The sequence below is a fragment of the Occallatibacter sp. genome (genome assembly GCF_049582745.1).
In the GTDB taxonomy this organism is placed as follows: Bacteria; Acidobacteriota; Terriglobia; order Terriglobales; family Acidobacteriaceae; genus Telmatobacter.
Genome location: NZ_JBAUUO010000142.1, coordinates 1 through 22,106, shown reverse-complemented (window position 1 = coordinate 22,106; position 22,106 = coordinate 1). Strand labels below are relative to the sequence as shown.

The 22,106-nt window shown below is 56.1% G+C and carries 19 protein-coding genes; 13 read left to right on the top strand and 6 right to left on the bottom strand.

What is annotated here, in order from left to right; genetic code table 11:
* Window positions 1-25 precede the first annotated feature (25 nt).
* The 5 genes from queA to WCA10_RS20200 form a co-directional block, all read right to left on the bottom strand.
* The gene (gene queA / locus WCA10_RS20220) at window positions 26-1,102 is read right to left on the bottom strand and encodes a tRNA preQ1(34) S-adenosylmethionine ribosyltransferase-isomerase QueA (RefSeq protein ID WP_472824329.1); all 1,077 of its coding nucleotides are present in this window, start codon (window positions 1,100-1,102) and stop codon (window positions 26-28) included.
* The gene (locus tag WCA10_RS20215; protein ID WP_472824328.1) at window positions 1,099-1,794 is read right to left on the bottom strand and encodes a lysophospholipid acyltransferase family protein; all 696 of its coding nucleotides are present in this window, start codon (window positions 1,792-1,794) and stop codon (window positions 1,099-1,101) included. The genes queA and WCA10_RS20215 overlap by 4 nt, the downstream gene beginning before the upstream one ends.
* A gap of 449 nt (window positions 1,795-2,243) precedes the next feature.
* Window positions 2,244-3,491 (bottom strand): ABC transporter permease, encoded by a 1,248-nt coding sequence (locus tag WCA10_RS20210; protein ID WP_472824327.1) that lies wholly within the window; start codon window positions 3,489-3,491, stop codon window positions 2,244-2,246.
* A complete protein-coding gene (locus WCA10_RS20205; RefSeq protein WP_472824326.1) occupies window positions 3,484-4,386 on the bottom strand; it encodes an ABC transporter ATP-binding protein in 903 nt (300 codons plus the stop codon). Before WCA10_RS20205 ends, WCA10_RS20210 begins: the two co-directional genes overlap by 8 nt.
* Before the next feature lie 127 nt (window positions 4,387-4,513).
* Window positions 4,514-5,443, bottom strand: a complete 930-nt coding sequence (locus WCA10_RS20200) for a hypothetical protein (protein ID WP_472824325.1) — start codon at window positions 5,441-5,443, stop codon at window positions 4,514-4,516.
* Window positions 5,444-5,899: 456 nt separating this feature from the next.
* On the opposite strand from WCA10_RS20200, the gene WCA10_RS20195 reads away from it, so the two are divergent.
* The 6 genes from WCA10_RS20195 to WCA10_RS20170 all read left to right on the top strand — a co-directional run bounded on the left by WCA10_RS20195 (window position 5,900) and on the right by WCA10_RS20170 (window position 12,379).
* Window positions 5,900-6,427, top strand: coding sequence for an A24 family peptidase (locus WCA10_RS20195; RefSeq protein WP_472824324.1), 528 nt, complete (start codon window positions 5,900-5,902; stop codon window positions 6,425-6,427).
* 93 nt (window positions 6,428-6,520) lie between these two features.
* The gene (locus WCA10_RS20190) at window positions 6,521-7,720 is read left to right on the top strand and encodes an AAA family ATPase (protein ID WP_472824323.1); all 1,200 of its coding nucleotides are present in this window, start codon (window positions 6,521-6,523) and stop codon (window positions 7,718-7,720) included.
* Between the two features lie 52 nt (window positions 7,721-7,772).
* Complete coding sequence (locus WCA10_RS20185) at window positions 7,773-9,044, top strand: CpaF family protein (RefSeq protein WP_472824360.1); 1,272 nt, start codon at window positions 7,773-7,775, stop codon at window positions 9,042-9,044.
* 24 nt (window positions 9,045-9,068) lie between these two features.
* Window positions 9,069-10,040, top strand: coding sequence for a type II secretion system F family protein (locus WCA10_RS20180; protein ID WP_472824322.1), 972 nt, complete (start codon window positions 9,069-9,071; stop codon window positions 10,038-10,040).
* 9 nt (window positions 10,041-10,049) lie between these two features.
* Window positions 10,050-10,961 (top strand): type II secretion system F family protein, encoded by a 912-nt coding sequence (locus tag WCA10_RS20175; protein ID WP_472824321.1) that lies wholly within the window; start codon window positions 10,050-10,052, stop codon window positions 10,959-10,961.
* Between the two features lie 455 nt (window positions 10,962-11,416).
* Window positions 11,417-12,379, top strand: coding sequence for a PilZ domain-containing protein (locus WCA10_RS20170; protein WP_472824320.1), 963 nt, complete (start codon window positions 11,417-11,419; stop codon window positions 12,377-12,379).
* A 138-nt stretch (window positions 12,380-12,517) separates the two neighbouring features.
* On the opposite strand, the gene WCA10_RS20165 is transcribed toward WCA10_RS20170, so the two are convergent.
* Complete coding sequence (locus WCA10_RS20165) at window positions 12,518-14,026, bottom strand: hypothetical protein (RefSeq protein WP_472824319.1); 1,509 nt, start codon at window positions 14,024-14,026, stop codon at window positions 12,518-12,520.
* A 616-nt stretch (window positions 14,027-14,642) separates the two neighbouring features.
* Between WCA10_RS20165 and cpaB the strand changes: the two genes are divergently transcribed.
* The 7 genes from cpaB (at window position 14,643) to WCA10_RS20130 (ending at window position 21,808) form a co-directional block, all read left to right on the top strand.
* Entirely contained in the window at window positions 14,643-15,509 is an 867-nt protein-coding gene (cpaB, locus tag WCA10_RS20160) for a Flp pilus assembly protein CpaB (protein ID WP_472824318.1), read from the top strand.
* Entirely contained in the window at window positions 15,506-17,053 is a 1,548-nt protein-coding gene (locus tag WCA10_RS20155; protein WP_472824317.1) for a type II and III secretion system protein family protein, read from the top strand. The genes cpaB and WCA10_RS20155 overlap by 4 nt, the downstream gene beginning before the upstream one ends.
* A gap of 185 nt (window positions 17,054-17,238) precedes the next feature.
* A complete protein-coding gene (locus WCA10_RS20150; protein ID WP_472824316.1) occupies window positions 17,239-17,661 on the top strand; it encodes a DUF192 domain-containing protein in 423 nt (140 codons plus the stop codon).
* Window positions 17,662-17,752: 91 nt separating this feature from the next.
* Window positions 17,753-18,901 (top strand): glycosyltransferase family 87 protein, encoded by a 1,149-nt coding sequence (locus tag WCA10_RS20145; protein ID WP_472824315.1) that lies wholly within the window; start codon window positions 17,753-17,755, stop codon window positions 18,899-18,901.
* 54 nt (window positions 18,902-18,955) lie between these two features.
* A complete protein-coding gene (locus tag WCA10_RS20140; RefSeq protein WP_472824314.1) occupies window positions 18,956-20,311 on the top strand; it encodes a glycosyltransferase family 87 protein in 1,356 nt (451 codons plus the stop codon).
* Window positions 20,312-20,405: 94 nt separating this feature from the next.
* Window positions 20,406-21,344, top strand: a complete 939-nt coding sequence (locus WCA10_RS20135) for a phosphatase PAP2 family protein (RefSeq protein ID WP_472824313.1) — start codon at window positions 20,406-20,408, stop codon at window positions 21,342-21,344.
* Between the two features lie 269 nt (window positions 21,345-21,613).
* Window positions 21,614-21,808, top strand: a complete 195-nt coding sequence (locus WCA10_RS20130) for a Flp family type IVb pilin (protein ID WP_472824312.1) — start codon at window positions 21,614-21,616, stop codon at window positions 21,806-21,808.
* Window positions 21,809-22,106 lie beyond the last annotated feature (298 nt).

Below are 22,106 nucleotides of genomic sequence, written 5' to 3'. Positions count from 1 at the left end.
TATTCCTGCATAGAGTTGGATGCACCTAGGCGAGGAACATACAGTCGCCATAGCTGAAAAATCGGTAGCGACTTTCCACAGCGTGGCGATAGGCGGCCAGCACGTTCTCCCTGCCTGCAAACGCGCTCACCAGCATCAGCAGGCTTGACTGCGGGAGATGGAAGTTCGTCAATAAAGCACCGGCCAATTGAAATTCGAAGCCTGGCGCAATGAAGATATTCGTCTCCGCGGAGTGAGCGGCGAGTAACGCCGATCCGGCTCGACGGGCTGCAGCCTCCAGGGTGCGCACTACGGTTGTGCCGACCGCGACGATGCGGCGCTGTTCGCGCCGTGCACGATTCACGGCCTCGGCCGTCTCGGCGGAGATGCTGTAACGCTCGCGATGGAGGCGGACATCGTCGACGCGTTCGACGCGCAACGGCGCAAATGTGCCGAGGCCGACGTGCAGCGTCACGCGGGCAATCTCAACTCCATCCGCGGCGATGCGTTCGAGCATCTGCGGCGTAAAGTGCAGCCCGGCCGTGGGCGCGGCAACGGAGCCGCGCTCGCGCGAAAAAACGGTCTGGTAGCGGTCGTGATCGGTCGACTGGTCTTCGCGATGGATGTAGGGCGGCAGGGGGACGTGCCCGATGCGGTCGAGGATTAAGAAGAAGTCCTGGACGGGGGCAAATTCGATCAGGCGGTCGCCGAATTCTCCCCGCTCCAGCACTTCGGCTTCGAGCGCAATCTGGCCGTCCGGGTCGGGAAAGACGAGGCGCTCGCCGATGGCGATCTTGCGGCCGGGGCGCACCAGTGCGTGCCACCGGTTGTCGCCCATGGGTTCGGTGAGCATCACTTCGATGCGGCCGGTGGGCTTCTCCTTTTCGCGGCGCAGGGTTCGCCGTGCATAGAGTCGCGCTGGGATCACGTGGCTGTCGTTGAGTACGAGAAGATCGCCTTCGCGCAACAGGGAAGGGAAGTCGCTGAAGTGGCTGTCGTGCAGCTGGCCGCTGATGCGGTCCATTGTCAACATCCGGCTCTGGCCGCGTTCGGCAGGCGGTTGCTGGGCAATCAATTCTTCGGGAAGCACAAAATCGAAATCGGAGACGCGCAGATCCGTCATGATGCATTCTGCCCCAGGTGCGCGAGCGCCCGCAGCCGTGCGCGCTCGATGGCGGCGTTCAGTTCCCGGCGCATGACTTGAAATTGCGCGGCAGGAAGATTGGCGGGCACGCGGGTCCACTGGGCCCAGCTCACGACGATGCGCGTGAACGGCTTGGGAATGAGAAATCGATCCCACGAATTCAGAGTCCAGGCATGTTCGGGCTGCAGGTGGAATGCGCCGATCGGTGCGCCAGTGGCTTGCGCCAGTTTGATCGGTCCGAGTTTGGTTTCATAGATCGGCCCGCGCGGACCATCGGCTGTAAAAATCGCCGTGCGCCCCGCTTCGATCACGCTCTTCAGGCCCAGCAACCCCTCGCGCGCGCCTCGCGAACTTGATCCACGCACCGCGTCGAAGCCAAACAGCCGAAGAACCCGCGTAATCAGCTCGCCGTCAAAGCTGCGGCTGATGAGAATCACGGCTCGGGAGTGGCGGAAATACATGGTGCAAGGCAGAACGCATTGATGCCAGAAGCAGTAAATTTCCGGCCCTGCCTTCTGGCCGAAGACGACCGGGGTTACGCCCTCTTCCGCGATTACTTCGAAGCGCCAGGTCAGACCCACGAGCCACAGGACCGCCCAAACGATCCGCGGAACAACCGCCAGCACAATCCGCTGGCCCACGGTGAATTTGGTCCTGTCCTGATGGCTCATTGCCCTGATTCTACGCGCCCTACGTTCTACTTCGCGGCCATAAGCCTGAGCACTGGAGTATGCTCAAAACCCGGCTATCAGGACAGTGTGGAAAATTAAGCTACAGGTTGCGAGCCCTCTGGAGGATTTCACGCAACCTGTAGGATAGCCGCCCCTTACTTCTGGCCCGGCAGCTAACGTCGAGACAGTGCTAACTAAAGTCCAATGCGAAGACCAAATCCGCAATCGGCAGCCATTACCTAAGTCATGGCCATCATAGAGTTCTGGGCCGCAGATTCAATCACACGAAGGGGTTAGTGGCAAAAACGAATGGGGTGAGAGCTTTCCCCAGACGGTGACTATTGCGCTCGAGAATTACTTCGACGTGAGGAAAATGGACACTCGTCAAGCGGAGGGAAATGTGCCAGCCGTACTGGTCGACCCGCGCGCAAATTGAGCAGGAGGAATTCTCAGCTATAGCGCAGCCAGCGGACCAGCTCGGGCAGCGTGGCGCGCTTGCCATACATCAGGATGCCGACGCGGTAGAGCTTTGCCGATATCCATAGAACCACCCAGATGCTGACAAGCAGAAGCCCGATGGAGACCGCGAATTGCCACATCGGCGGAACCTGCGAAGCCATGCGCAGGAACATGATGATCGGCGCGGTTGGCGGGAAAAGCGAGCCGGCAATCGCCCATACCGAATTCGAGTCATTCATGACCACCACGATCAATGAGAAGCTTAGCCAGGTGGGCGCCGCTGCCAGGGGCATGTACATCTGGAGTTCCTGTTCCGTTTCGCAGGAAGCGGCGAGGCCCGCAAAGAGCGAACTGTAGAGCAGGTAACCCAGCACGAAATAAACGGGAAACAGGATCGCTTCGAAGGCGGAGACGTGCACCGCGTAGTCGCCGGAAAGTACGGTGGCGGCAATGGGGGTACCGAGAAGGATTGCGCCCGCAACCAGCCAGATCCCGACCTGCGTGAGTCCGACGGCACCCACACCTATCAGCTTTCCTGCGAGCATGTCAGTAGGCTTGGCGATCGCAAGCATGACTTCAAAGATGCGCGACGTCTTTTCCTGGATAATGGACCGGGCGACATTCATGCCGTAAATCATGGTCGTCATCGACAGCAAGATCGCCATGACGTAGCCCTTCCAAAAAGAAGCGGCGGCATTGCTTTTGACTACGCTGCCGTCTTTCTTCACCTGGTAGGTCTCAAGATGCACCCCATCCACAAGTTTGTCGGCGGCATCGTGTGGGGTTCCCGCTGAAGTGAGCCGGGCATCGAGAATGGCATGATTGACCGCGTCGTGAAGGCGTCCGCCGGTGATGAAATCGCCGGAAGAGGAGGATGTATAGGTCGCGGTAGGCGTCTGTCCCGCAGGCGTCTCGACCCAAAGAAAGCCGTCGATCGTCTTGGCGTGGACTTCGCTGACAAGTGCGTCGTGTTCGGCAGCGGAAGCCGGCGCCACGATATCAACCCGGGTTTTTGCGTCCTTGTCGCCCAGCAATTGAGACTTGATTTCGTTTGCGAGGACCGGGTCGTTCGAAGCGACCGCAAGATGCCTTCCTGATCCAAGGCCGAGATTGGAGAGGTAACCGATTCCGATGAGCACGGCAAAAATCGCAGGCACGCCGAATGTGGTCATTTTGAAGGCGCGCCCACGCACTTGTTCCAGGTACTCGCGTCTCGCAACCAGCCAGATGTTACGCATCGACCTTGCCTCCAACTGTCTGAATGAAAATTTCTTCGAGCGAAGGCTCGACCATTTCAAAGCGGTAGATCCGCGCGTTTGCCGAGGCTTCGCGCAACAGCTTTTGGGCGTCGCCATGCTCCCTGAGGCGGATCTCGGCGTGTCCTGAGAAGTTTTTGGCTTCGGCGATCTCCGTGCTTTTGAGAAAGTCGGCACTTCCCTCAAACTCTACGATGATGTGATTGCGCTCGTAGCGCGATTTGATCTCGCGCACACGGCCGGAAAGTACGGACTCGCCTTTGTTGATAAGGCAGATGGAGTCGCAGAGCTTTTCTACCTGATCCATCCGGTGGGTCGAGAAGATGATCGCTTTGCCCTCGTCCTTCAATTGCAGAAGGGTCTGTTCCAGCAATTTCGCATTGACGGGATCGAGGCCGCTGAAGGGTTCGTCCATCACGATCAGGCCGGGATCGTGGAGCAGGGAACCGATGAATTGGATCTTCTGCTGCATTCCTTTGGATAGCTCCTCGGTCTTCTTGGGGAGTGCCTCGTCAATGTCGAGGCGTTTTGCCCAGTCGGTTGCGCGCTTGCGTGCTTCGGCAGCGGCAAGCCCATGCAACTCGCCGAAGAAGACAAGCTGCTCGATGACCTTCATTTTCTTGTAGAGGCCGCGTTCTTCGGGCAGGTAGCCGACGCGCTCCAGGCTCGCACGCTCAAATGGCTTGCCAAATAGGCTAATCGTTCCTGAGTCGGGCATGGTGATGCCCATCATCATGCGGATGGAACTGGTTTTGCCGGCGCCGTTCGGTCCCAGGAGCCCGAACATCTGTCCCGCATCGATGGAGAGGCTCAGATTGCGCACCGCAACCTTGCTCTCGTAGGCCTTGGTGACTCCTGCGAGTTCGACGACTGGCATTCCTACTCCTGGAGTTTGGGTTTCGCGGGACCCCGGGGCGGGTCCCCCTGAAGTGTACCGAACGTAGCTTTGCCACGACTTCATTGCTTTACGGATTGCAGGAGACGTTGGTTCAACGGAACGGGTCCTAGTTGTGCTTGTTGTATTCCGGGGGACCGGCTATCACGAGTGCATCTTTGTCTCTGTATACGTACCAGCAGCACCAATCGGTCTCATGGTTTGGCTGGTCAAGGGGAGAAATCAGGTCGCGGTAGATTACACGGCCATAGATAAAGACCTTTTCCTCCCATTTTTCAACGCGTTTGAACTGGTCATCGGAGGCGCAATAGGATCGAACGTCTGCGCGGCGGAAGGGGCGGATACCCGCGGACTCTCCGGGGAGCAGGATGATGGGTTCAAACGGGGTGGCCGATTTTCCGCTGTCGTAGTCAGGAGTGGAAGGCAGTTTTGTCTCATCGGTCGCGATCTTGACGCAGTCGGCCTTGGCCAGGATGCGAGCCGGCGTGCGGCCGCGATTCGTAGCCATGACCTTGAAACCGTGTTCGACCGTGAGAAAAGGTTCGATGGTGATGACGATCCAGGGCCGACCGGAGTCGACGATTGCCTGGGAGCTCTCGAGTGCGGCATTTGCACATTGCAGCGCTGCCTGCGCCGCGGCCACCCCGAATTCGGTCTGCCGCTGAATGTTCTGAAGGATCTTGAAAGCCAGAACAACGCCGATGTAGCCCAGAATCACCAGTACAAGCAGCGCTCCCCAGAGCACCTTATCGTGCCAGGTCCAGGCGGAAGGCTGCGTTGTCGGAGAAGTAACGACAATCTGGGGAGGGGCGCCGGACGTAGGTTGGTCGGGGTCCGGGGCGCTGGGCGTGGATTGGGTGAGTCCCGCGGAGGCGGGCTTGGAGGGGCCTCCGGTACTGGCTCTTGGTGCAGCCTGCGCCGGTTTCGGCGTGGCAGTGACTGGCCGTGGTGCTGAATCGGAATCAGACTGGGCGTGACTGAAAGCAGGCGACAGTCCGCACGCCAGGATCAGAAAAAGAAAAGCGAGTCGCCTGAACATTAGAAGAAGAATACAACGGTCCAGGGAGAAACTGCCGGTTACCGTTGAGTTCGAATGCAGATAGCAAACAGGAAGCCGACGAAGTGCCGCCGGTCGATCGATCCCAATTGGTCCCCGCTGGAGCGGTCAAAGCGGGCCAATCGTTGCCCGGAGAGAGTAGTCGAATGATCTCAGCCTGCCCGGTTGCAGGGGTTCCGGCTCACAGGGAACGAACGCCGGGAAATGAAAGAATGGGACCAACCTGTTTTCTTGCCTTGCACATAACCGCAAGTAGGCATTACTCCGGTGTATACCCGTTATTGCACAGGGGTACTCCCGATGTGCACTTCCGTGTACACTTGCCTCGATACCCCCAACGTAACGCATTGAATTCAGCGAGAGTTGACATGCGCGAAAATGGGGGCAGAATTGCTCTATCGGAAAGCCATCTCAGCGGGAAGCGGAGAAGGAGGAAGTTTGCAGCATTTGCAGCACCCGTATGCCTGGTGGCCGACCCTGGCCGTGGTTGTTGTGGCGACCGTTACTGACATTCGCAGCCGGCGGATTCCAAACTGGCTGGTATTTCCGTTTTTGTTAGGCGGGCTGGTGGTATCGACATGGGTCGCAGGGTGGCATGGCCTGGGACAGAGTCTTGGGGGGATGCTGCTCGGGGGCCTGATTTACGGATTACTGGCGATGATGGGCGGCATGGGGATGGGCGATGTAAAGCTTTGCGCCGCAATCGGAGCCTGGATTTGGTGGAAGCAACTGGTTTTCGCATTGGTATTCATCGCAGTAGCCGGCGGAATCATGGCCCTTGGATGGGCGCTCGTCGGGGGCTTCATGGGAGAAATGTTTACAGGGGCGGGGGATTTGCTTTTCGGTTGGAAGAAGCGCGGTTTGCATGCGCCTGAAGACTTGAAGCTCTCCAATCCAAAGGCACGGAAGATGCCTTATGCTCCGGCGATTGCTATTGGTACTCTTCTTTCCTTCTTTTCTCATTGAGAGCGAGTTTGAAAAACGACTAGAGTATGCTGACAACGCTCCGAATCCGATCGATGTGCAACTCTGGCGCAAGAACTTGGGAGTTTTGATTCTGTGACTGACAACACGCACGACTCCGATCCCCTGGGCGGCAATATACTGTCCATCGCGCTGGTCTGCCCCAGTGAGCAGCGCAGGAGGACAATTGCGAGTGCATTGAATAACTCGCATGCCGCGATTGTGCGGGAATACTCCTCTTATCCCCCGACGCTGAAAGAGATGCCCAGGATGCTGGGCGAAAAAGCGTTTGACGCGGTCATCATTGACCTTGAATCTGACGTTGAATATGCCCTGGAACTGGTGGAGTTTGTTGCTTCAAGCACGACGACCACGGTGATGGTGTATACGTCTCGGCTGGATCCGAACCTGATGGTTCGCTCGATGCGTGCCGGGGCTCGCGAATTTCTATCGGATCCGATCGACTCGGGCGCTCTCTCGGATGCGCTGATCCGGGCGTCCGGTCGCCGCCAGGGTGGCAAGTCCTCAAAGAAGACGGGCGGAAAGATCCTGGTATTCCTTGGCGGAAAAGGCGGCTCCGGCGTCACGACGGTGGCCTGCAATTTTGCCGTCGCGCTGGTGCAGGAATGCCAGCAGACCGCAGTCCTGATCGACCTCGATCTGCCCCTGGGCGACGCTGCCCTCAGTCTCGGACTGACCACGCAGTTCTCCACGGCGGATGCGTTGCAGAACGCGGACCGCATGGACACGAACTTCTTTACCAAGCTCCTTACAACCCACACCTCCGGTCTCCCGGTATTGGCGGCGCCGGGGAGGTTTCCGCAGGTCCAGGCGAGCAACGACGCGATCGACAAGATGCTGACCGTGGCCCGGCAGGAATTCTCCTTTGTGGTGATCGATGCCGGGTCGCGATTCGACCTGACGGACGCAACGTGGTTCGAACAGGCCGATACAGCTTACCTGGTGATGCAGGCGGGCATTCCCGAACTGCGCAATTCGCACCGGCTGATATCGGAATTTTTCAAGTCAGGGACTCCCAAACTCGAAATCGTGCTGAATCGATATATGAAGAGCTCCATGGGAGTGGATGAAGAACATATCGAGAAGGCGCTCACCAAACCTATCGCGTGGAAAATTCCCAGCGACTACTACAACGTCCGGCGGATGCAAAACGAGGCAGTGCCGCTGGCCCTCGAAGATTCAACCATTGCAAGAGTACTCCAGGACATGGCCCGAGCGGCTTGCGGGATGCCACCCAAGCCGGAAAAGCGAAAAGGCTTCAGCCTTTTCAAATGATCCCCCGTTATTTGACGGAATTCGCAATTGAGGACGGCGCATCGTGGAATCAATGAATCTGGAAAACTTCAAAGCAGAGGTACACCGTACGCTGCTGTCGAAGCTCGATCTGGAGAAGCTCTCGCGCATCAACTCCAGTCAAGCGCGGCAGGCAGTCTCGAGCATTATCAGCGAGATCATCAGCGATCGGCGGGTGCCGTTAAGTTTCGATGAGCAGGAGAAAATCCAGACCGATCTGCTGGATGAAGTGTTCGGTCTCGGGCCTCTGGAACCGCTGCTCAAGGACCAGAAGATCTCCGACATCATGGTCAATGACAAGGACCATGTGTTCATTGAAAAGGGCGGCCTGCTGACGCGCGCGGATGCTTCGTTCCGCGACGACCGGCACCTGCTGCAGATCATTGACCGCATCGTGTCGCGTGTAGGACGCCGCGTTGACGAGTCCTCGCCGATGGTGGACGCGCGCTTGCCTGACGGTTCGCGTGTTAATGCGATCATTCCTCCGCTCGCGCTTGACGGCCCTTCGATGTCGATCCGCCGATTCGGCACCGGTCCGCTGGCGGCCAATCAACTGGTCCAGTTGAAGAGTATTTCCGCGGAGATGATGGAGCTGCTGTCGGCCGCTGTCCGGGCTCGCCTCAGCATTCTGATCTCGGGCGGAACGGGCGCCGGCAAAACGACCTTCCTGAATATTCTGTCGCAATACATTCCGCAAAATGAGCGCGTCATCACGATCGAGGACGCCGCGGAATTGCAGCTTGCGCAGGAGAACATTGTTCGCCTGGAAACGCGGCCGCCCAACGTTGAAGGACAGGGCGCGATTCGACAGAGGCAACTGCTTATCAACTGTCTTCGTATGCGTCCCGACCGCATCATCATCGGTGAGTGCCGTGGCGAGGAAGCGTTTGACATGCTCCAGGCGATGAACACCGGTCACGAAGGGTCGATGACCACAGTCCACGCCAACACGGCGCGCGATGCGTTGACCCGTCTGGAATCGATGGTGGCGATGACCAACCTGAATCTGCCTGAAAAGACGGTTCGGGCGCAGATCGCTTCGGCTCTCACCATTGTGGTGCAGGCATCGCGTTTGAGCGACGGCTCGCGCAAGTGCGTGAGCATTCATGAAATCACGGGCATGGAAGAGAACGTCATCAGTATGCAGGAAATCTTCTCGTTCCAAAAGAAGGGCATAGGGCCAAACGGCAGAGTGCAGGGCGCATTCGTGCCCAGTCGCATCCGTCCAAAGTTCCTCGAACAGCTACGTACTGCCGGCATCTTCCTGCCACCCAGCTTGTTTGAGAAAGTAACGGAAGTGAACTGAGCCGAAGCGTTCGCGGAGGTAAATATGGGAATTATTGTCGTACTCGTGTTCCTGGGAGTTTTCGGGGTAGTTGTTCTGATCGCGGCCGCGAGTGGGTCCGGAGCGACAGAGCAGACCCGTGCAATGATGACCAGGCTTGAGTCGGCGATCGCCGTCGGCAAGCCTGATATGGCAGACCTCGTCGTTGACGTTCGCAAGAACGAATTGATGAGTTCGATTCCCTGGCTCGATCGCTACCTCTCAAAGCTCGAACTCGCACCTCGTATTCGCCGCTTCCTGTACCAGGCGAATGTGAAGTGGACGGTTGGCGGACTGAGTCTGTTATGTGCCGTTTGCTTCATTGTGCCGGCTTACCTGGTTTACTGGCGCACCGGAGTGGTGATCCTCAGTTTTGTGATTGGGCTGGTGACCGGAGCGGGGCCTGTGTTCTGGGTTTACCAGAAACGCAAGATGCGTCTGGGCAAGTTTGAGCAGGGGTTGCCCGAAGCGATTGACCTTATTGTGAGCGCTCTGCGGGTCGGCCACAGTCTCAACGCCGCCATGGGCCTGGTGTCGCGTGAGTGCGCGGAACCTGTTGCCGGGGAATTCAGGCTCACTTTTGATGAGATGAACTACGGTCTGGAGTTGAAATCGGCGCTGGACAACCTGACTACGCGCGTGCCTCTGCAGGATGTGAAGATTGTTACGACGGCAGTTCTGATCCAGCGCGAAAGCGGCGGTAACCTTGCCGAGGTGCTGGATAAGACGGCACAGGTGATCCGCGAGCGATTCCGCTTGAGGCGGCAGGTTGCAACCCATACGGCACAGGGACGTTTGACGGGATGGATTCTGACGTTGCTTCCGGTGGTTCTGGGATTCCTGCTTTATCTCGTCAATCCCGAATTGATGAGTAACCTATGGAAGAAGGATCTTGGAATCAAACTCCTCTATGCGGCTGGGTCGATGATCGTCATCGGCGGTTTGATCATTCGCAAGATCGTGAACATGGACGTCTAGCGAGGACATATGACATTTGCAGTCGTTTCATTCATCATCGCGTTTCTTCTGATTGCCAGCGGCGGCCTGTTGATCTTCTATCGCGACACGATCCAGGAGCGCATCTCGTCCGCGCTCTATCCGCGCGCCAGTAAGAAAACGATGACCACCACGCTGGAAGAAACGCGCCATGTGATTGGCGGCGTGGTTGAACATTTCGAGAAGATCCTTCCCCGCAGCCAGGCCGAGATTTCGGTCGTGCAGCAGCGGCTGGTTCGCGCGGGATTGCGTTCTGACAACGCTCTGAAAATGTTCTATGGCGCCAAAGTGATGACGCCCCTCTTCCTGATCCTGCTGTCGTGGGTCACCGGTTTGATGCACTTCAGCCCGTTCTTCATTCTGACCCTCGCGGCGGTTCTCGGGTTCCTGGCACCGGACTTCTGGCTGGGGCGCAAGATCTCAAACCGGCAGGCGGAAATCAGAAAGGGTTTGCCCGACGTTCTCGATCTGCTCGTAATCTGTGTTGAGGCGGGACTCAGCCTTGACCAGGCGACGGCGCGTACGGCGGCTGAATTGAGCAGAGCACAACCTGCGCTCAGCGATGAGCTTGGAATTGTTGCGCTCGAACAACGCGCAGGGCGGGCGCGGTCTGACTCGTGGAAGCACATGGCGGAACGCACTGACGTTGACGTGATCCGTAACCTGGTTTCGATGCTGGTGCAGGCCGAGCAATTCGGAACCAGCATCGGCAAGACGCTTCGCGTCCACTCCGATACACTGCGCACGAAACGCATTCAGGAGATTGAGGAAAAAGCGGCAAAGCTTTCGGTGAAACTCCTGTTTCCCCTGGTTTTGTTCATCTTCCCATCCCTGTTCGTGGTCGTGTTGGGACCGGCAATGCTGGTCATGATGGATTCGTTCAAAGAGTTTTTTGGTCATTAGTTATTAAACCATTCCATGAAGGGAGAGAATCGATATGGACTCAACCACGATTATCCGGGTCGTAGCCGGAGTGCTTTTTGTTATCGTGCTGGTCATTCTGATTCAGCGTCGTCGCACACGGGTTAAGTAACCTGGTCCGCTTCTAGGGTGCCGGCACAAGACGTGGTAGGCGAACTCCGTCTTTTCATGCCGGCACCCTTGCCTCGCAGAGCGCCGTGGTGTTGCGGCGAGGCTAAGGCTGTATCGTCTGCGCCGACAGATTCCAATGATAGGCTTCAACTGGCTTTTCCTCTTCGAGCGATCGAATGCTGTTGGTCAATTGAGTGGATCTCATTCGGGGTGACATTGACGGAGGCGAATCCGCGGCGTCTCCTGGCAAATTTTGGAGTTCGGTGCGAATTGGTCCACATTTGTGCCGACCTCTATCCAGGCAGCTTTCTGAAGAGGCGCAGATCATGCAAACCCGCAAGTATTGTGTGTACAACCAAACGCGCGAGAGCTTCCTGAGTTTGGGCGTAAGTGTTGCAGATACCGCGGCCAAGCAACTGAAGGTTCTCATGGACAGCCTCTCCATCCAAGCCGACGCGGGCTTGTGGCTGACGCCTTTCAGGGGGGTTCCGGCGACGAAGGGTCTCACCCCTGTCGATCTGATCTACCTTGACGATGACAACCGGGTCATTCAGGCGATCGAATCCTTTCCGAATCATGCGATCGAGCCGGCGCGGGAGCAGCCTGCAAGCGCCCTTGTGCTTGCAGGGCACACTATTTTTTCAACCCAGACGCAACCAGGCGATGTGCTCCTTATCTGCGCCGCGGATGAGATGGAAGAGCGCCTGGCTCGCTCCTCAAACGGTGCAGGTTTCAATGCCATGGCCTCGGGCTCCGCATCGGCAAAGTTTTCAACAGCGGCTGTAGAGGAACCGTCTGCAGAGATCGACCAGGCAGCTGAACTGCAGAGTGCCCAGCGGCGCCTCGCGCAAAAGGACAGCGCCGACGCCGATGCAGTCCAAAAAGCATCGTGGTTCATTCGGTTTCTTCGCTGGCTTTCGACAGATCGGCGCGGTTCCAAACGCCATCCGTTGCCTGGCCTGGTTGCCTACTATTGGACAGGCGGCGCTCCGCAGGCCTTTCATATCTCGGACATCAGCATGAACGGTTTATACCTTCTGACCGACGAACGATGGTTTCCGGGAACAATGATCCTCATGACGCTGCAGCGGACCAATACCGATGGCGATGATCCTGATGATTTCATCTCGGTTCTGACCAAGGTGATCCGCTGGGGTACAGACGGAGTTGGCCTTTCCTTTGTTCCGTCGAATACTGTCGATCTGAACAGCGGAGAGCCCTTGCCTGAAACAGGAGTGGGCAGAAAGGCGCTGCACCGCTTCATTCAGCGCGTACAGGAACCATCCTGAGCCAACGGCTTCAACGAGGAAGTCTTCCAGAGCTTGAGAGCTTGCGGTGTTCTCGCGGCTTATCCCAGCCACAGGCGAGTTATCAGGATTCCGCTTATCAGGATTCCGCGGCAATCACGTCGATGGCCGTTTGCACGGCTACTGATTGATTTCCGGAATGATTAAAAGCACTTCGAGTTTAGCAACCTGGCCGTCATTGGTGCCGGCGCGGAAATGCCATTGCTGAAGCGCACCCAGAACGAGTTGCTCGCGGGCATAGCCGAGATCTGTCGGAAACACGATCGACAGCTTTTCAAAGTGACCGGACTCATCCACGAACCCGTGAACCATCACCGCATCCGAGTCGGCATCGTCGGGATTCAAGTTCGGGCGGACAATGTAGTACGGCCACGGGGCTGCAAGGCGAGCGCTTCCCGCGCTGGCAGAGTCGGAGGCACGCGGAAGCGAATACTGAAGGATCCAACTCTTCTCCAGCCCGACATGCAAGTAGACCGAGTAGGCTAGTCGCCCCTTCCAGACATCCTGGGTTTCGGGGTATTGCTCGTCAAGAGACGATCCGACCACAACGACTCCGAATTGGCCGTTCTTAGGCACGCTGATGCGGGTGACTGCACCATTGTCGCTGTCCCCTGAACCATGGCCAATCGATGATCCTGCGCCTGCACCGGGGTTGTGGCCCGTGCCTTTGCCGCCCCCATCGCCCGCCTGCAAACCGTTTCCCGCAGTGCCGTTTCCGGCGCCTTTTTGGGCGCTACCGTTGCCTGGCCCGGTGGACTTGCCACCACTTGCGCTTTGTCCATTTCCGGAGCCCTTTGCCGTGCCGTTCGTGGCGGCGTTTCCTGAGCCATTTTGGAGGGCATTCGGTGTCTTGCCGGTTCCCAGTCCGCCCTGGTCTGAACCTTCGGCGGATTGGTTTGCGCCGGGCATGGTGACAGTGCCCTGGTTCATATGAAGGTCGGAAGCGGAAAGTATTGCGGCTGGTGTGGGATCGATCGAAGATACGGAACTCGTCTCTGGAACTCGCTGCACCTCCAGTTCACGTTTCAGTACGACAGGAGACGAATTAGCCGGCATAGGCATCGGGAGCTTCGACTGAAAGCTGGTCGATGATACGTTCAGGTCGGCAATCTGGACTTCCTTGTTGGGGAAGTTCAGCTTTGGCTTGTCAAGCGTAACCGATGGCGGCTGCGGCTTCGGAGGAGTGAGAACCTGGACCTTGGGCCGATGGCCAGACCAGAGCAACATCGCAGGAAGCGGGGTCTCCTTCGGCAGCATTTTGTTCGGGTCGACATCGGGATCGATGAGTGTTTGGGCAGCCAGTTTGCGGCGCATGAATCGGACTCGGCTCGACGCCGGGGCAGCAAGCTCTTCATGAGCTGACGATTCCGCAGCCGAAGAGGAAGACTTTGGGTTCGTGCTCCCGCTTCCGCCGGCTTTCGGAATCGGCGGATACGGCATATCGAGAGCGACGTGCTGCATCATGTAGACGTTTGGCGTATTGAGCCGGAACTGGGGAGTGAAGAGAAAGGCAGAGAGTATCAGGGAGATCGCCGCGCCGTGCACGACGACAGACGCCACCAGCGCCGAGGGACTTCGGCGGGGTTCCGGCTGCAGCGAAAATAGGGTAATCGTGCGCGAAGACCTCATCCGCCGGGGTGATCCCCTCTCCTTTTGATGATCTGCTCGTACTTTACACGGGGAACAGGTGCAAGTTTCTGGTTGAGTGTTGATCCTCGAGGCACTCCTGACCTACAGAGCGGCGAAGTTACACGCAGAATGATTACAGCCGTCTGGGCTTATGATCGGCAGGGCAAACGTAGTTCCAAGTATGCGCGTAGATGATTCACTCGACAAGGTCATTTCGATTAAAAGAAACACTTTCGTAAGTTGGGAAATCCTCCTGATCATGCTGTCAAACTGGACCGTTTTACAAATCGTTTTTGGAACACATTGGTACCGTTGACAGCAATCCCCAGCCATGAGGAGATACGGTGACCAAACCGAATCAACCGAACAGCGCAAGCCCAAGCCTTGCGCTGTCATTTCGTTAAGTAGCTTACTAGGTACTTCGGTTTGGAGGGACTAATTTCGATGCACTCGAAATGCCACATAATGCTATACTCTAGCGGCATTCACCCGTGCAGGAAGTTCACCATTTCGACCACTAACTCTGTGTGAAGAGGCCGGTTCTTTTTGTGCTTTTGCAGTCGATGGCATAGGAAGTAGAAATCAGCACTTTTCACCTCGCGAAGACAGGATTCTGATGAACCGAAGACTGGTAACCATCCTCCTTGCTGCATTTGTTGTAGCGGCACTGTGCTCTGTGCTCGTCTACCGGTTGGTCGGCCTGCGCATTGCTGCAGCTAAACCGCAACCATCCACTCGCGTGGTTGCCGCCGCCAGAGACATCAAAATCGGCACGGTCTTGAGCGCTCCCGATTTGACCACGATTCAAATCATGGGCACGGTGCCGAAGAGCGCGATTCTGGATGCAAAAAACGCAATCGGGCGTGGCGTAACTTCGTCCATCTATGCCGGCGAACCGATACTGGATGATCGCCTCGCTCCCATGGGCTCCGGAGGCGGCCTGGCCGCAACCATCAAAGACGGTATGCGCGCAATCGCAGTTCGAGTCGACCAGGTTGTTGGCGTCGCCGGATTCGTGCTTCCGGGAATGCGTGTCGATGTTCTCATCTCCGGTGTTCCTCCGACCGCCAGCGCGGGAGGAGGGGGAGGAGGCAACAACACCCAAGTAAGAACCGTGCTGCAGAATATCGAAGTTCTTTCGGCAGGCACGGATATTCAGAAAGACGCCGAAGGTAAGCCCCAGCAAGTGCAGGTTGTGAATTTGCTCGTAACACCTGAGCAGGCGCAGGTGCTGGCGCTCGCCAGCAATGAGACCCGCATTCAGCTTGTGCTCCGCAATCCCCTCGACACGAAAGTTGCCCCCGTAGAGGGAACGGCTATGACGAATCTGTTTCTGGATCAGAATGCACCGGCAACCAAACCCAAGCTGACTGGCCGCGTTGCGCCCCGCAAGAAAGCGGCGGAGGAGACGTTTACGGTTACCGTCATCAATGGGACCACCAAAACCGAAGATAAATTTGCAGCGCCTGGGGGGAAACAGTGAAAGCTAAAGCTGGGATCTTTATCGCCAGTGTCAGCGCTTTGACACTCGTATTCTGTGCCGAAGCGGCCATCTTGGCCCAGGCGCCCCCGCCGGGAGCCCAGCCGGCGGCATCGAACAGTCAAGATTCGACAAACGACTTGTCGCTCGCGGTGGGTAAATCCGTTGTGCTTGATCTCGCTCGGCCTGTTACGCGCATCGTTGTTGGTTTGGGTGATTATGCCATGGCGCAGGCCGTGAGTCCGACGCAGATTCTGCTCAGTGGGAAAGCCCCCGGTGAAACCAGCCTGATCATTTGGGATCAAAGCGGCGGCAGGCAATTCTTCAACGTTTCGGTACGGCCAAGCAATTTTGCTTCAAATGACACGCTGGAGGGTCTCCGCCGGGAGTTGAGGGCGGAGTTGCCAGGCCAGAACGTCAGGGTCTCTCAGGATAACGGAGTAATTTTCCTGCGCGGTACGGTAACCAATCTGAATAGTTCCGAACGTGCTGTGATGATTGCTTCGACTGCAGGCAAGGTCGTGAACCTGCTCAACGTGAATGTGCCGGCAGCCGAGCCGCAGATACTTCTCAAGGTCCGCTTTGCCAGTATCGACCGAACAAAGGAGAAGCAGCTCGGTATCAACATTTTCAGTACAGGATTCGGCAACACGATTTTCTCGGCTTCGACCAACCAGTACGCTCCGACAATTCCAACAATCAGTGGGAGCACCGGAACTGTTGGTTCTGTCAACCCGTTGAACCTGTTTGCGTTTTACCCTGGGATCAATCTCGGTGCGACAATCCAAGCCCTCGAGCAGAAGGGTCTGGCGGAGGTTCTTGCCGAGCCAAATGTTCTTGCCAAGAATGGACATCAGGCCAGCTTCCTGGCTGGCGGTGAATATCCCTATCCGGTCGCGCAAACGGGAGCCACAGGCGGCGCCGCTGCACCGATTACCATTCAATACAAGCAATACGGCATTGTGCTCGCCTTTTTACCAACGATTACAAATCGCGGCACGATCCGGCTCCAGGTTGCACCGGAAGTGAGCGCTCTTGATTATGCAAACTCGGTTAACATTGGCGGCGCCAGTGTCCCGGCTCTCACGATTCGCCGTGTGAATACGGAGGTCGAACTCGCCGATGGACAGAGTTTTGTGATCGGTGGTCTGCTCGATAATCGCGAAACAGACAATTTTGAGAAGATTCCATTCCTTGGCGATATCCCGATTTTGGGCAGGTTCTTTCAAACAATGCAAAGGACCAAATCGAATTCGGAGCTCATTGTCATTGTTACTCCCGAAATCGTGAATCCGATCGACGCCAGTACGCCTCTTCCTGAGTTGAAGTATCCGGAAGGATTCCTGCCTCCCAATTCGCCGATTCCAATGCACACACCGGACACCAAGGTTGCTGGAACCGCGCCTCCACCTCCGCCGGCAACAATTCCCGTGGAGAAGCTGATCGAGAGTCAGAAACCAGAGGTACCGCTTGTCGTTTCAGGTGGAATGGGTGTTGGTGGCGGTGGTGGTGGCAGTTCTGCTTCAAGTCAACCAGCCCCGCAGTAGTTTAGAGCGGGACTCGTCAACTCGAAGTATGTCGAGTTCAGGGCAAGCCCCCAGTGTGCAACGCACGCTGGGGCGCCAGGGTAAGGGGATACTGAACCAAGTTCAAAGTTGGTTCAATTGTCAATCCGACGCAAGGGATACGAACCGCGACGCTAATAGGGTCTGTTGAGACAGCTTGAGCAGAAATGAATTCTTCTAGTCCGTCGGGAACCGCGATGAGTGCATTGGATGGCGCGCTCAAATCCTCAAAACAACCACGTATCGTGATTCGTAATCGGACGCGGTCGACGGAACTCGCCGATCACGCGGAGTTGGCGCACAGCGGACCGAATCGCTCGAAAGGCCTGCTGGGCCGCGCAGGTCTCGGGCGCGGAGAGGGTATGTGGATCATCCCTTGCGAGGCGGTGCACACATTTTTCATGCAGTTTTCAATCGATCTAGTCTATCTCGACCGTAAACTCAGGATCAAAAAAATAAGAGATAGCGTTCGTCCCTGGCGAATTTCGGCTTGCCTGACCGCTCATTCGGTGATCGAACTTCCTGCCGGGACCATCCGAAACACGCAGACTGAGTGCGGCGACACTCTGGAGATAACAAACCGGATATAAACACAAATGTTGTGGATGGGCAGAATAACGAACGCTTGGACGTACTCCCATTTCAAATAGGAGAATCAATCGTGCCTGGTGCCAGATTCTAATGATCGCGAAGAAGACCTCAACCATTGCTTTGTTGGCTTTTGTAGGTGGAACGCTCTTCTTTGCCGCGTATCTTGCTTCTCTCGCACTACCGAAGCAGGACTTTACGGGGTTTTGGTCTGCAGCACACCTAGCTTCGAGGAATCCATATTCTCTCCCGCTTGTTACGGCCTTTGATAGGTCTCGCGGTATTTTCACCGCCGATCCCGCAATCATCAAGAATCCGCCATGGACTCTTCTTTTCCTTCTTCCTCTTTCCCCGTTCAATTACGAAATCGCGTTTGCGTTGTGGCTGGTTTTCGAAGTGGTCGCGATTTTGGTCTGTGCGCGTGCTATTTGGAACCTTTACTCTCCTCCTTCATCGGCGGCTTTGTTCTTGCCCTTGTGTTTTGGTCCAACGATTGTGCTGCTCATGCTGGGTCAGCTCGACGCACTGGTGTTGGTTGGAATCACCCTCTTCCTCGTTATGGCTGAGAGGAGGCAGGATTGGGCGGCTGGCGCATCAACGTTACTGATCCTGACGAAGCCACACGTTGTAGTCCTGTTTCTTCTTGCCATGGCTTTGTGGATAGTCCGATCCCGGAGATGGACGATCTTGTGGTCAAGCCTGTTGGCAACTGCGGCTTCTTCCATCTCTGTTTTGGCGATCAATCCGCATATCTTTGCCGAGTTCCTGGAGCGAACTAGAGAGTATGGGCGCGAGACGCAGCGTTATTCAAATCTTGGGGGAATCATCGATTGTATTCAGGGGTCACACATCCTTGGATTTCTGCCCATGTTTATCGGGCTGGTATGGCTCCTCCTCTTCTGGCGAAAGCATCGTTCCGCCTGGGACTGGAAAAAGGAGGGCATGACTGTATTGATCGTTTCCGTTGTATGCAGCTATTACAGTTTTCCTTACGATGAAATACTGGTACTCCCAGCATTGATAGCAGCGTATGCGACGGGGAATCGACGCGTATTCCTGCTGTGTTTTATCGCAACCAACCTCGGTTATGCGCTCTACCTTTTCAATATCGCAGGACGTTTGGGCTTCAACTACATGTTTCTGGCATGGACAGGAAGCGGGTGGCTCATTACTTTCTTCTTTGCCCTGAAACCGAGACTGCGTGAGCCTGCGACAATCTCCAACAGCGTATCGAGAGCATGATTGAGGTTAGTGCGTCATAGAATAATCAGGATCATTCTATCTGTGGGCGCGCCGATGCTGGAGACGACCAAACGCCACTTCTCGATTCTTCTTATGCTCACGTTCGTAAGCGGAATCGCGCTTTTTGGGGGCCTTGTCCAGGCGCACTCTGCTCGCGGCATCATTCTCGACTACCGGATAGTGTATATAGGCGCCCGTTGTCTAATTCGACACTGCGATCTCTATAGCGAAGCAGACGTGATGAGTGTCTACGTGGCGGAAGGAGGAGTGCGTGTCCCCTCGGCGCAAGACGGACGTAGCCTTCATTATGTGGCTGCCCAGCAAATCTATCCTCCCACGGCCGAATTATTTTTCGCACCTTTCGCACTGCTGCCTTGGCGGTCTGCTTACGCTCTTTGGGCCAGTCTGACCTGCGGTTTGATGACGCTCGCGGCCTTTCTGATGTGGGACGCTGCGCGGCCGTACGCATGCGATCTGCCGTTCTATCTGGCGTGCATCGTACTCATCAACAGCGGCATTTTGTTTTCCGGTGCCAATCCTGCTGGCATTGCAGTGAGCCTCTGTGTTATCAGCGTCTGGTGCATCTTCCATGAGCGATACCTCACCATCGGGATGCTTTGCATGGCTGCCAGTCTGGCAATCAAGCCTCACGATAGCGGTCTCGTCTGGCTCTATCTGTTTCTTGTCGGCGGTGCGATTCGAAAGCGTGCCATCCAGTCCCTCATGGTCGTTGCGATCTTGGGAATCGCTGCGGTCGCCTGGATCTCGCAGGTGTCGCCGCACTGGATTCAGGAAATGCGCGCAAATCTGGTTAGATATTCAACGAATGGATCCACCAACGACCCGGCAGGGAGCACCGCCGGTATGATGGTTAACCTGCAAGCGGTGATAGCAGTCTTTCGAGGCGATGCGCGCTTCTACAATTTCGCTGCGTATGCAATCTGTGCGCCGCTCTTTCTTGTCTGGGTGTTCGTAACCGTGCGTAACCGGAGAACGCAAAAGGGAACATGGCTGGGATTGGCGGCAATTGCCGCGCTCTCACTGTTGCCGCTCTACCATCGACCTCATGATGCGAAGATCCTGCTGCTCACCCTGCCGGCATGTGCTGCATTATGGGCCGAAGGAGGATCCATCGCATGGATGGCACTTGCGTTTACCGGTGCGGGAATACTGGTAACATCAGACCTACCTCTGGCACTGTTGAGAATGCATCAATCTGCGCTCCCGGCGGCGACCGGGATCAAGGGTGAACTACTCTTGGTCTTGACGACCCGGCCAGCGGCACTGGTCCTGCTGGCTACGAGTATCTTTTACCTATGGGCTTACGTCAGGTATTTGAGAGATAAGCGAGCCGACGCCGCCGTTACGCCTGGCTTTGAAACGCCCGACTCAGTGCCCCAGTTGAAATAGATCCCTTCAGACCAGGATGCGGCACCAAGGTAACCTGTCAAATCCATGCATGTTCACGGCTGGGTTGCCTCTTTGTTATATTGAGAAAGCATCCATGCATCCCGCGGCCATCGCAGAATCCATTGTCGGCAAGGCGGCAGTCGAGTCTGCCAGTTCTTCGTCAATGCGCGTGCATACCGCCTTGGTCTGCTGCAGTGCGGCTTTGCTTGCCTTCTGCGTTCTAGCTGCGCCAAAGGGCGCCATGAAGGAGGCACTCCCTCTCCTTCTGACCGCGGCGCTGTTGACAGGGCCACTGCTGGTTCCGGCTGCGATGTTACATGAACGGAAGAAATGGGATCGTCGGGATGCCATTTTGACGCTTCCCTGGGTCCTCGTGATAGCTCTCCTCATCGTGCAAGCGGCGCTCACTACGGCTACGTTCGCGTTTCCTTTAAAGGATGGTCTTTGGCGAAGTCTCGACGGGCATCTTGGAATCAACATTCCGGCCATCATGGCCCTCGCCGCACGTTATCCGGCCGCTAAAACTCTCCTCTTCGATGCGTATGCATTTAGCTTAGACCCGCTTATATTGTGTGCAATATTCCTTCCCGTACTGTTCGGCAAGAGGGAAGTTGCGCAGAGATTCGTGCTGGTGAATGCATTTGGCTTTGTTCTGGCTTTGCCCCTCATGCTGTTTCTGCCGGCGGTCGGACCTTGGGTTGGCTGGAGTTTTCCGCCCGACAAATTGCAACAGTCCTGTGAAGCAACCATCTACGCCCTGCGACAGGGGTCGCTGACCATCAAAAACAGTTTTGGCGGTATCGTTTGTCTGCCTTCGTTTCACGTGTTTTGGGCGGTAGTCTCTGCCCACGCCCTGTACTCATTCCGCTTTCTGCGCTATCCTGCCGCGTTGGTGGCCGCTCTAATCACGATTTCGACCATGACGACCGGTTGGCATTATGGCGTTGATGTGATTGCCGGGCTTCTCATGATGGCTGTATGTACGGTTCTCGCGGAAGCGATTATCGGCGGCAGGTTCCGTTTTCCCCTGTAAATGAGAACGGAATTGAGCATTTTCGCCTAGGAGTTAATCAATTTCCTACCATCGCAGATTTGTGAATAGCACTTTCGTGTTACAGGGATGGGCAAGTTTTTGTCAAGCGCCCGGGAGGTACCAAAGGTTACGTCTTTCGTGGTATGCACTTTTACAAGTGATTGACTTCTAATGAATCCAAGTGCTAAAAACAATGGCACAACACCTGCTCACTATGCACTACCACCAGTCACTGACTGGAACCCAACCCAGGAAATGGAGAATCACGAATGAACGATCTGATGATCAAGATGTATGTATCCGCAAAGATGTTGATCGAGCGTGAAGAAGGTCAGGACCTCGTCGAGTATGCGCTCGTCGTTGCTCTGATTGCCTTCGGTGCGATCACCGGCATGGGTTTTCTTGCCAAAGGCCTCAACAACGCGTTCTCTAACATCGCAGTTACCCTCAGCGCCAACATCTAGTTCGGGGTGATCTCTCGTCAGTCTGAGGGATCCTGTCAAATCAGATACGAAGCTAAACTCGTAAACAGGGCGCGAAAAGCACTCTGTTTACGAGTTTTGTTTTCGCGGAGAGACGAAGAGGGTGACCGCATCCGATTCTAGCTCAGTCGGTTAAAAGAAATTCCTCTTTACTCATCAATTTTCATCGTTTCGACTGTCACAACCTGTTGCACGACTGCTGAAATTGCAAAAGTGAACTTTTCCGGACACTTCTCCTATAATCTCGGTATCGCTCTCATGTCCATCTCATCCCCTCCTG

What these genes read in the sequence shown, in the direction of transcription:
- queA (WP_472824329.1), bottom strand. Translation starts at nt 1,102, where the DNA reads ATGACGGATCTGCGCGTCTCCGATTTCGATTTTGTGCTTCCCGAAGAA.
- WCA10_RS20215 (WP_472824328.1), bottom strand. Translation starts at nt 1,794, where the DNA reads ATGAGCCATCAGGACAGGACCAAATTCACCGTGGGCCAGCGGATTGTG.
- WCA10_RS20210 (WP_472824327.1), bottom strand. Translation starts at nt 3,491, where the DNA reads ATGCGTAACATCTGGCTGGTTGCGAGACGCGAGTACCTGGAACAAGTG.
- WCA10_RS20205 (WP_472824326.1), bottom strand. Translation starts at nt 4,386, where the DNA reads ATGCCAGTCGTCGAACTCGCAGGAGTCACCAAGGCCTACGAGAGCAAG.
- WCA10_RS20200 (WP_472824325.1), bottom strand. Translation starts at nt 5,443, where the DNA reads ATGTTCAGGCGACTCGCTTTTCTTTTTCTGATCCTGGCGTGCGGACTG.
- WCA10_RS20185 (WP_472824360.1), top strand. Translation starts at nt 7,773, where the DNA reads ATGAATCTGGAAAACTTCAAAGCAGAGGTACACCGTACGCTGCTGTCG.
- WCA10_RS20180 (WP_472824322.1), top strand. Translation starts at nt 9,069, where the DNA reads ATGGGAATTATTGTCGTACTCGTGTTCCTGGGAGTTTTCGGGGTAGTT.
- WCA10_RS20175 (WP_472824321.1), top strand. Translation starts at nt 10,050, where the DNA reads ATGACATTTGCAGTCGTTTCATTCATCATCGCGTTTCTTCTGATTGCC.
- WCA10_RS20170 (WP_472824320.1), top strand. Translation starts at nt 11,417, where the DNA reads ATGCAAACCCGCAAGTATTGTGTGTACAACCAAACGCGCGAGAGCTTC.
- WCA10_RS20165 (WP_472824319.1), bottom strand. Translation starts at nt 14,026, where the DNA reads ATGAGGTCTTCGCGCACGATTACCCTATTTTCGCTGCAGCCGGAACCC.
- cpaB (WP_472824318.1), top strand. Translation starts at nt 14,643, where the DNA reads ATGAACCGAAGACTGGTAACCATCCTCCTTGCTGCATTTGTTGTAGCG.
- WCA10_RS20150 (WP_472824316.1), top strand. Translation starts at nt 17,239, where the DNA reads ATGAATTCTTCTAGTCCGTCGGGAACCGCGATGAGTGCATTGGATGGC.
- WCA10_RS20145 (WP_472824315.1), top strand. Translation starts at nt 17,753, where the DNA reads ATGATCGCGAAGAAGACCTCAACCATTGCTTTGTTGGCTTTTGTAGGT.
- WCA10_RS20140 (WP_472824314.1), top strand. Translation starts at nt 18,956, where the DNA reads ATGCTGGAGACGACCAAACGCCACTTCTCGATTCTTCTTATGCTCACG.
- WCA10_RS20135 (WP_472824313.1), top strand. Translation starts at nt 20,406, where the DNA reads ATGCATCCCGCGGCCATCGCAGAATCCATTGTCGGCAAGGCGGCAGTC.
- WCA10_RS20130 (WP_472824312.1), top strand. Translation starts at nt 21,614, where the DNA reads ATGAACGATCTGATGATCAAGATGTATGTATCCGCAAAGATGTTGATC.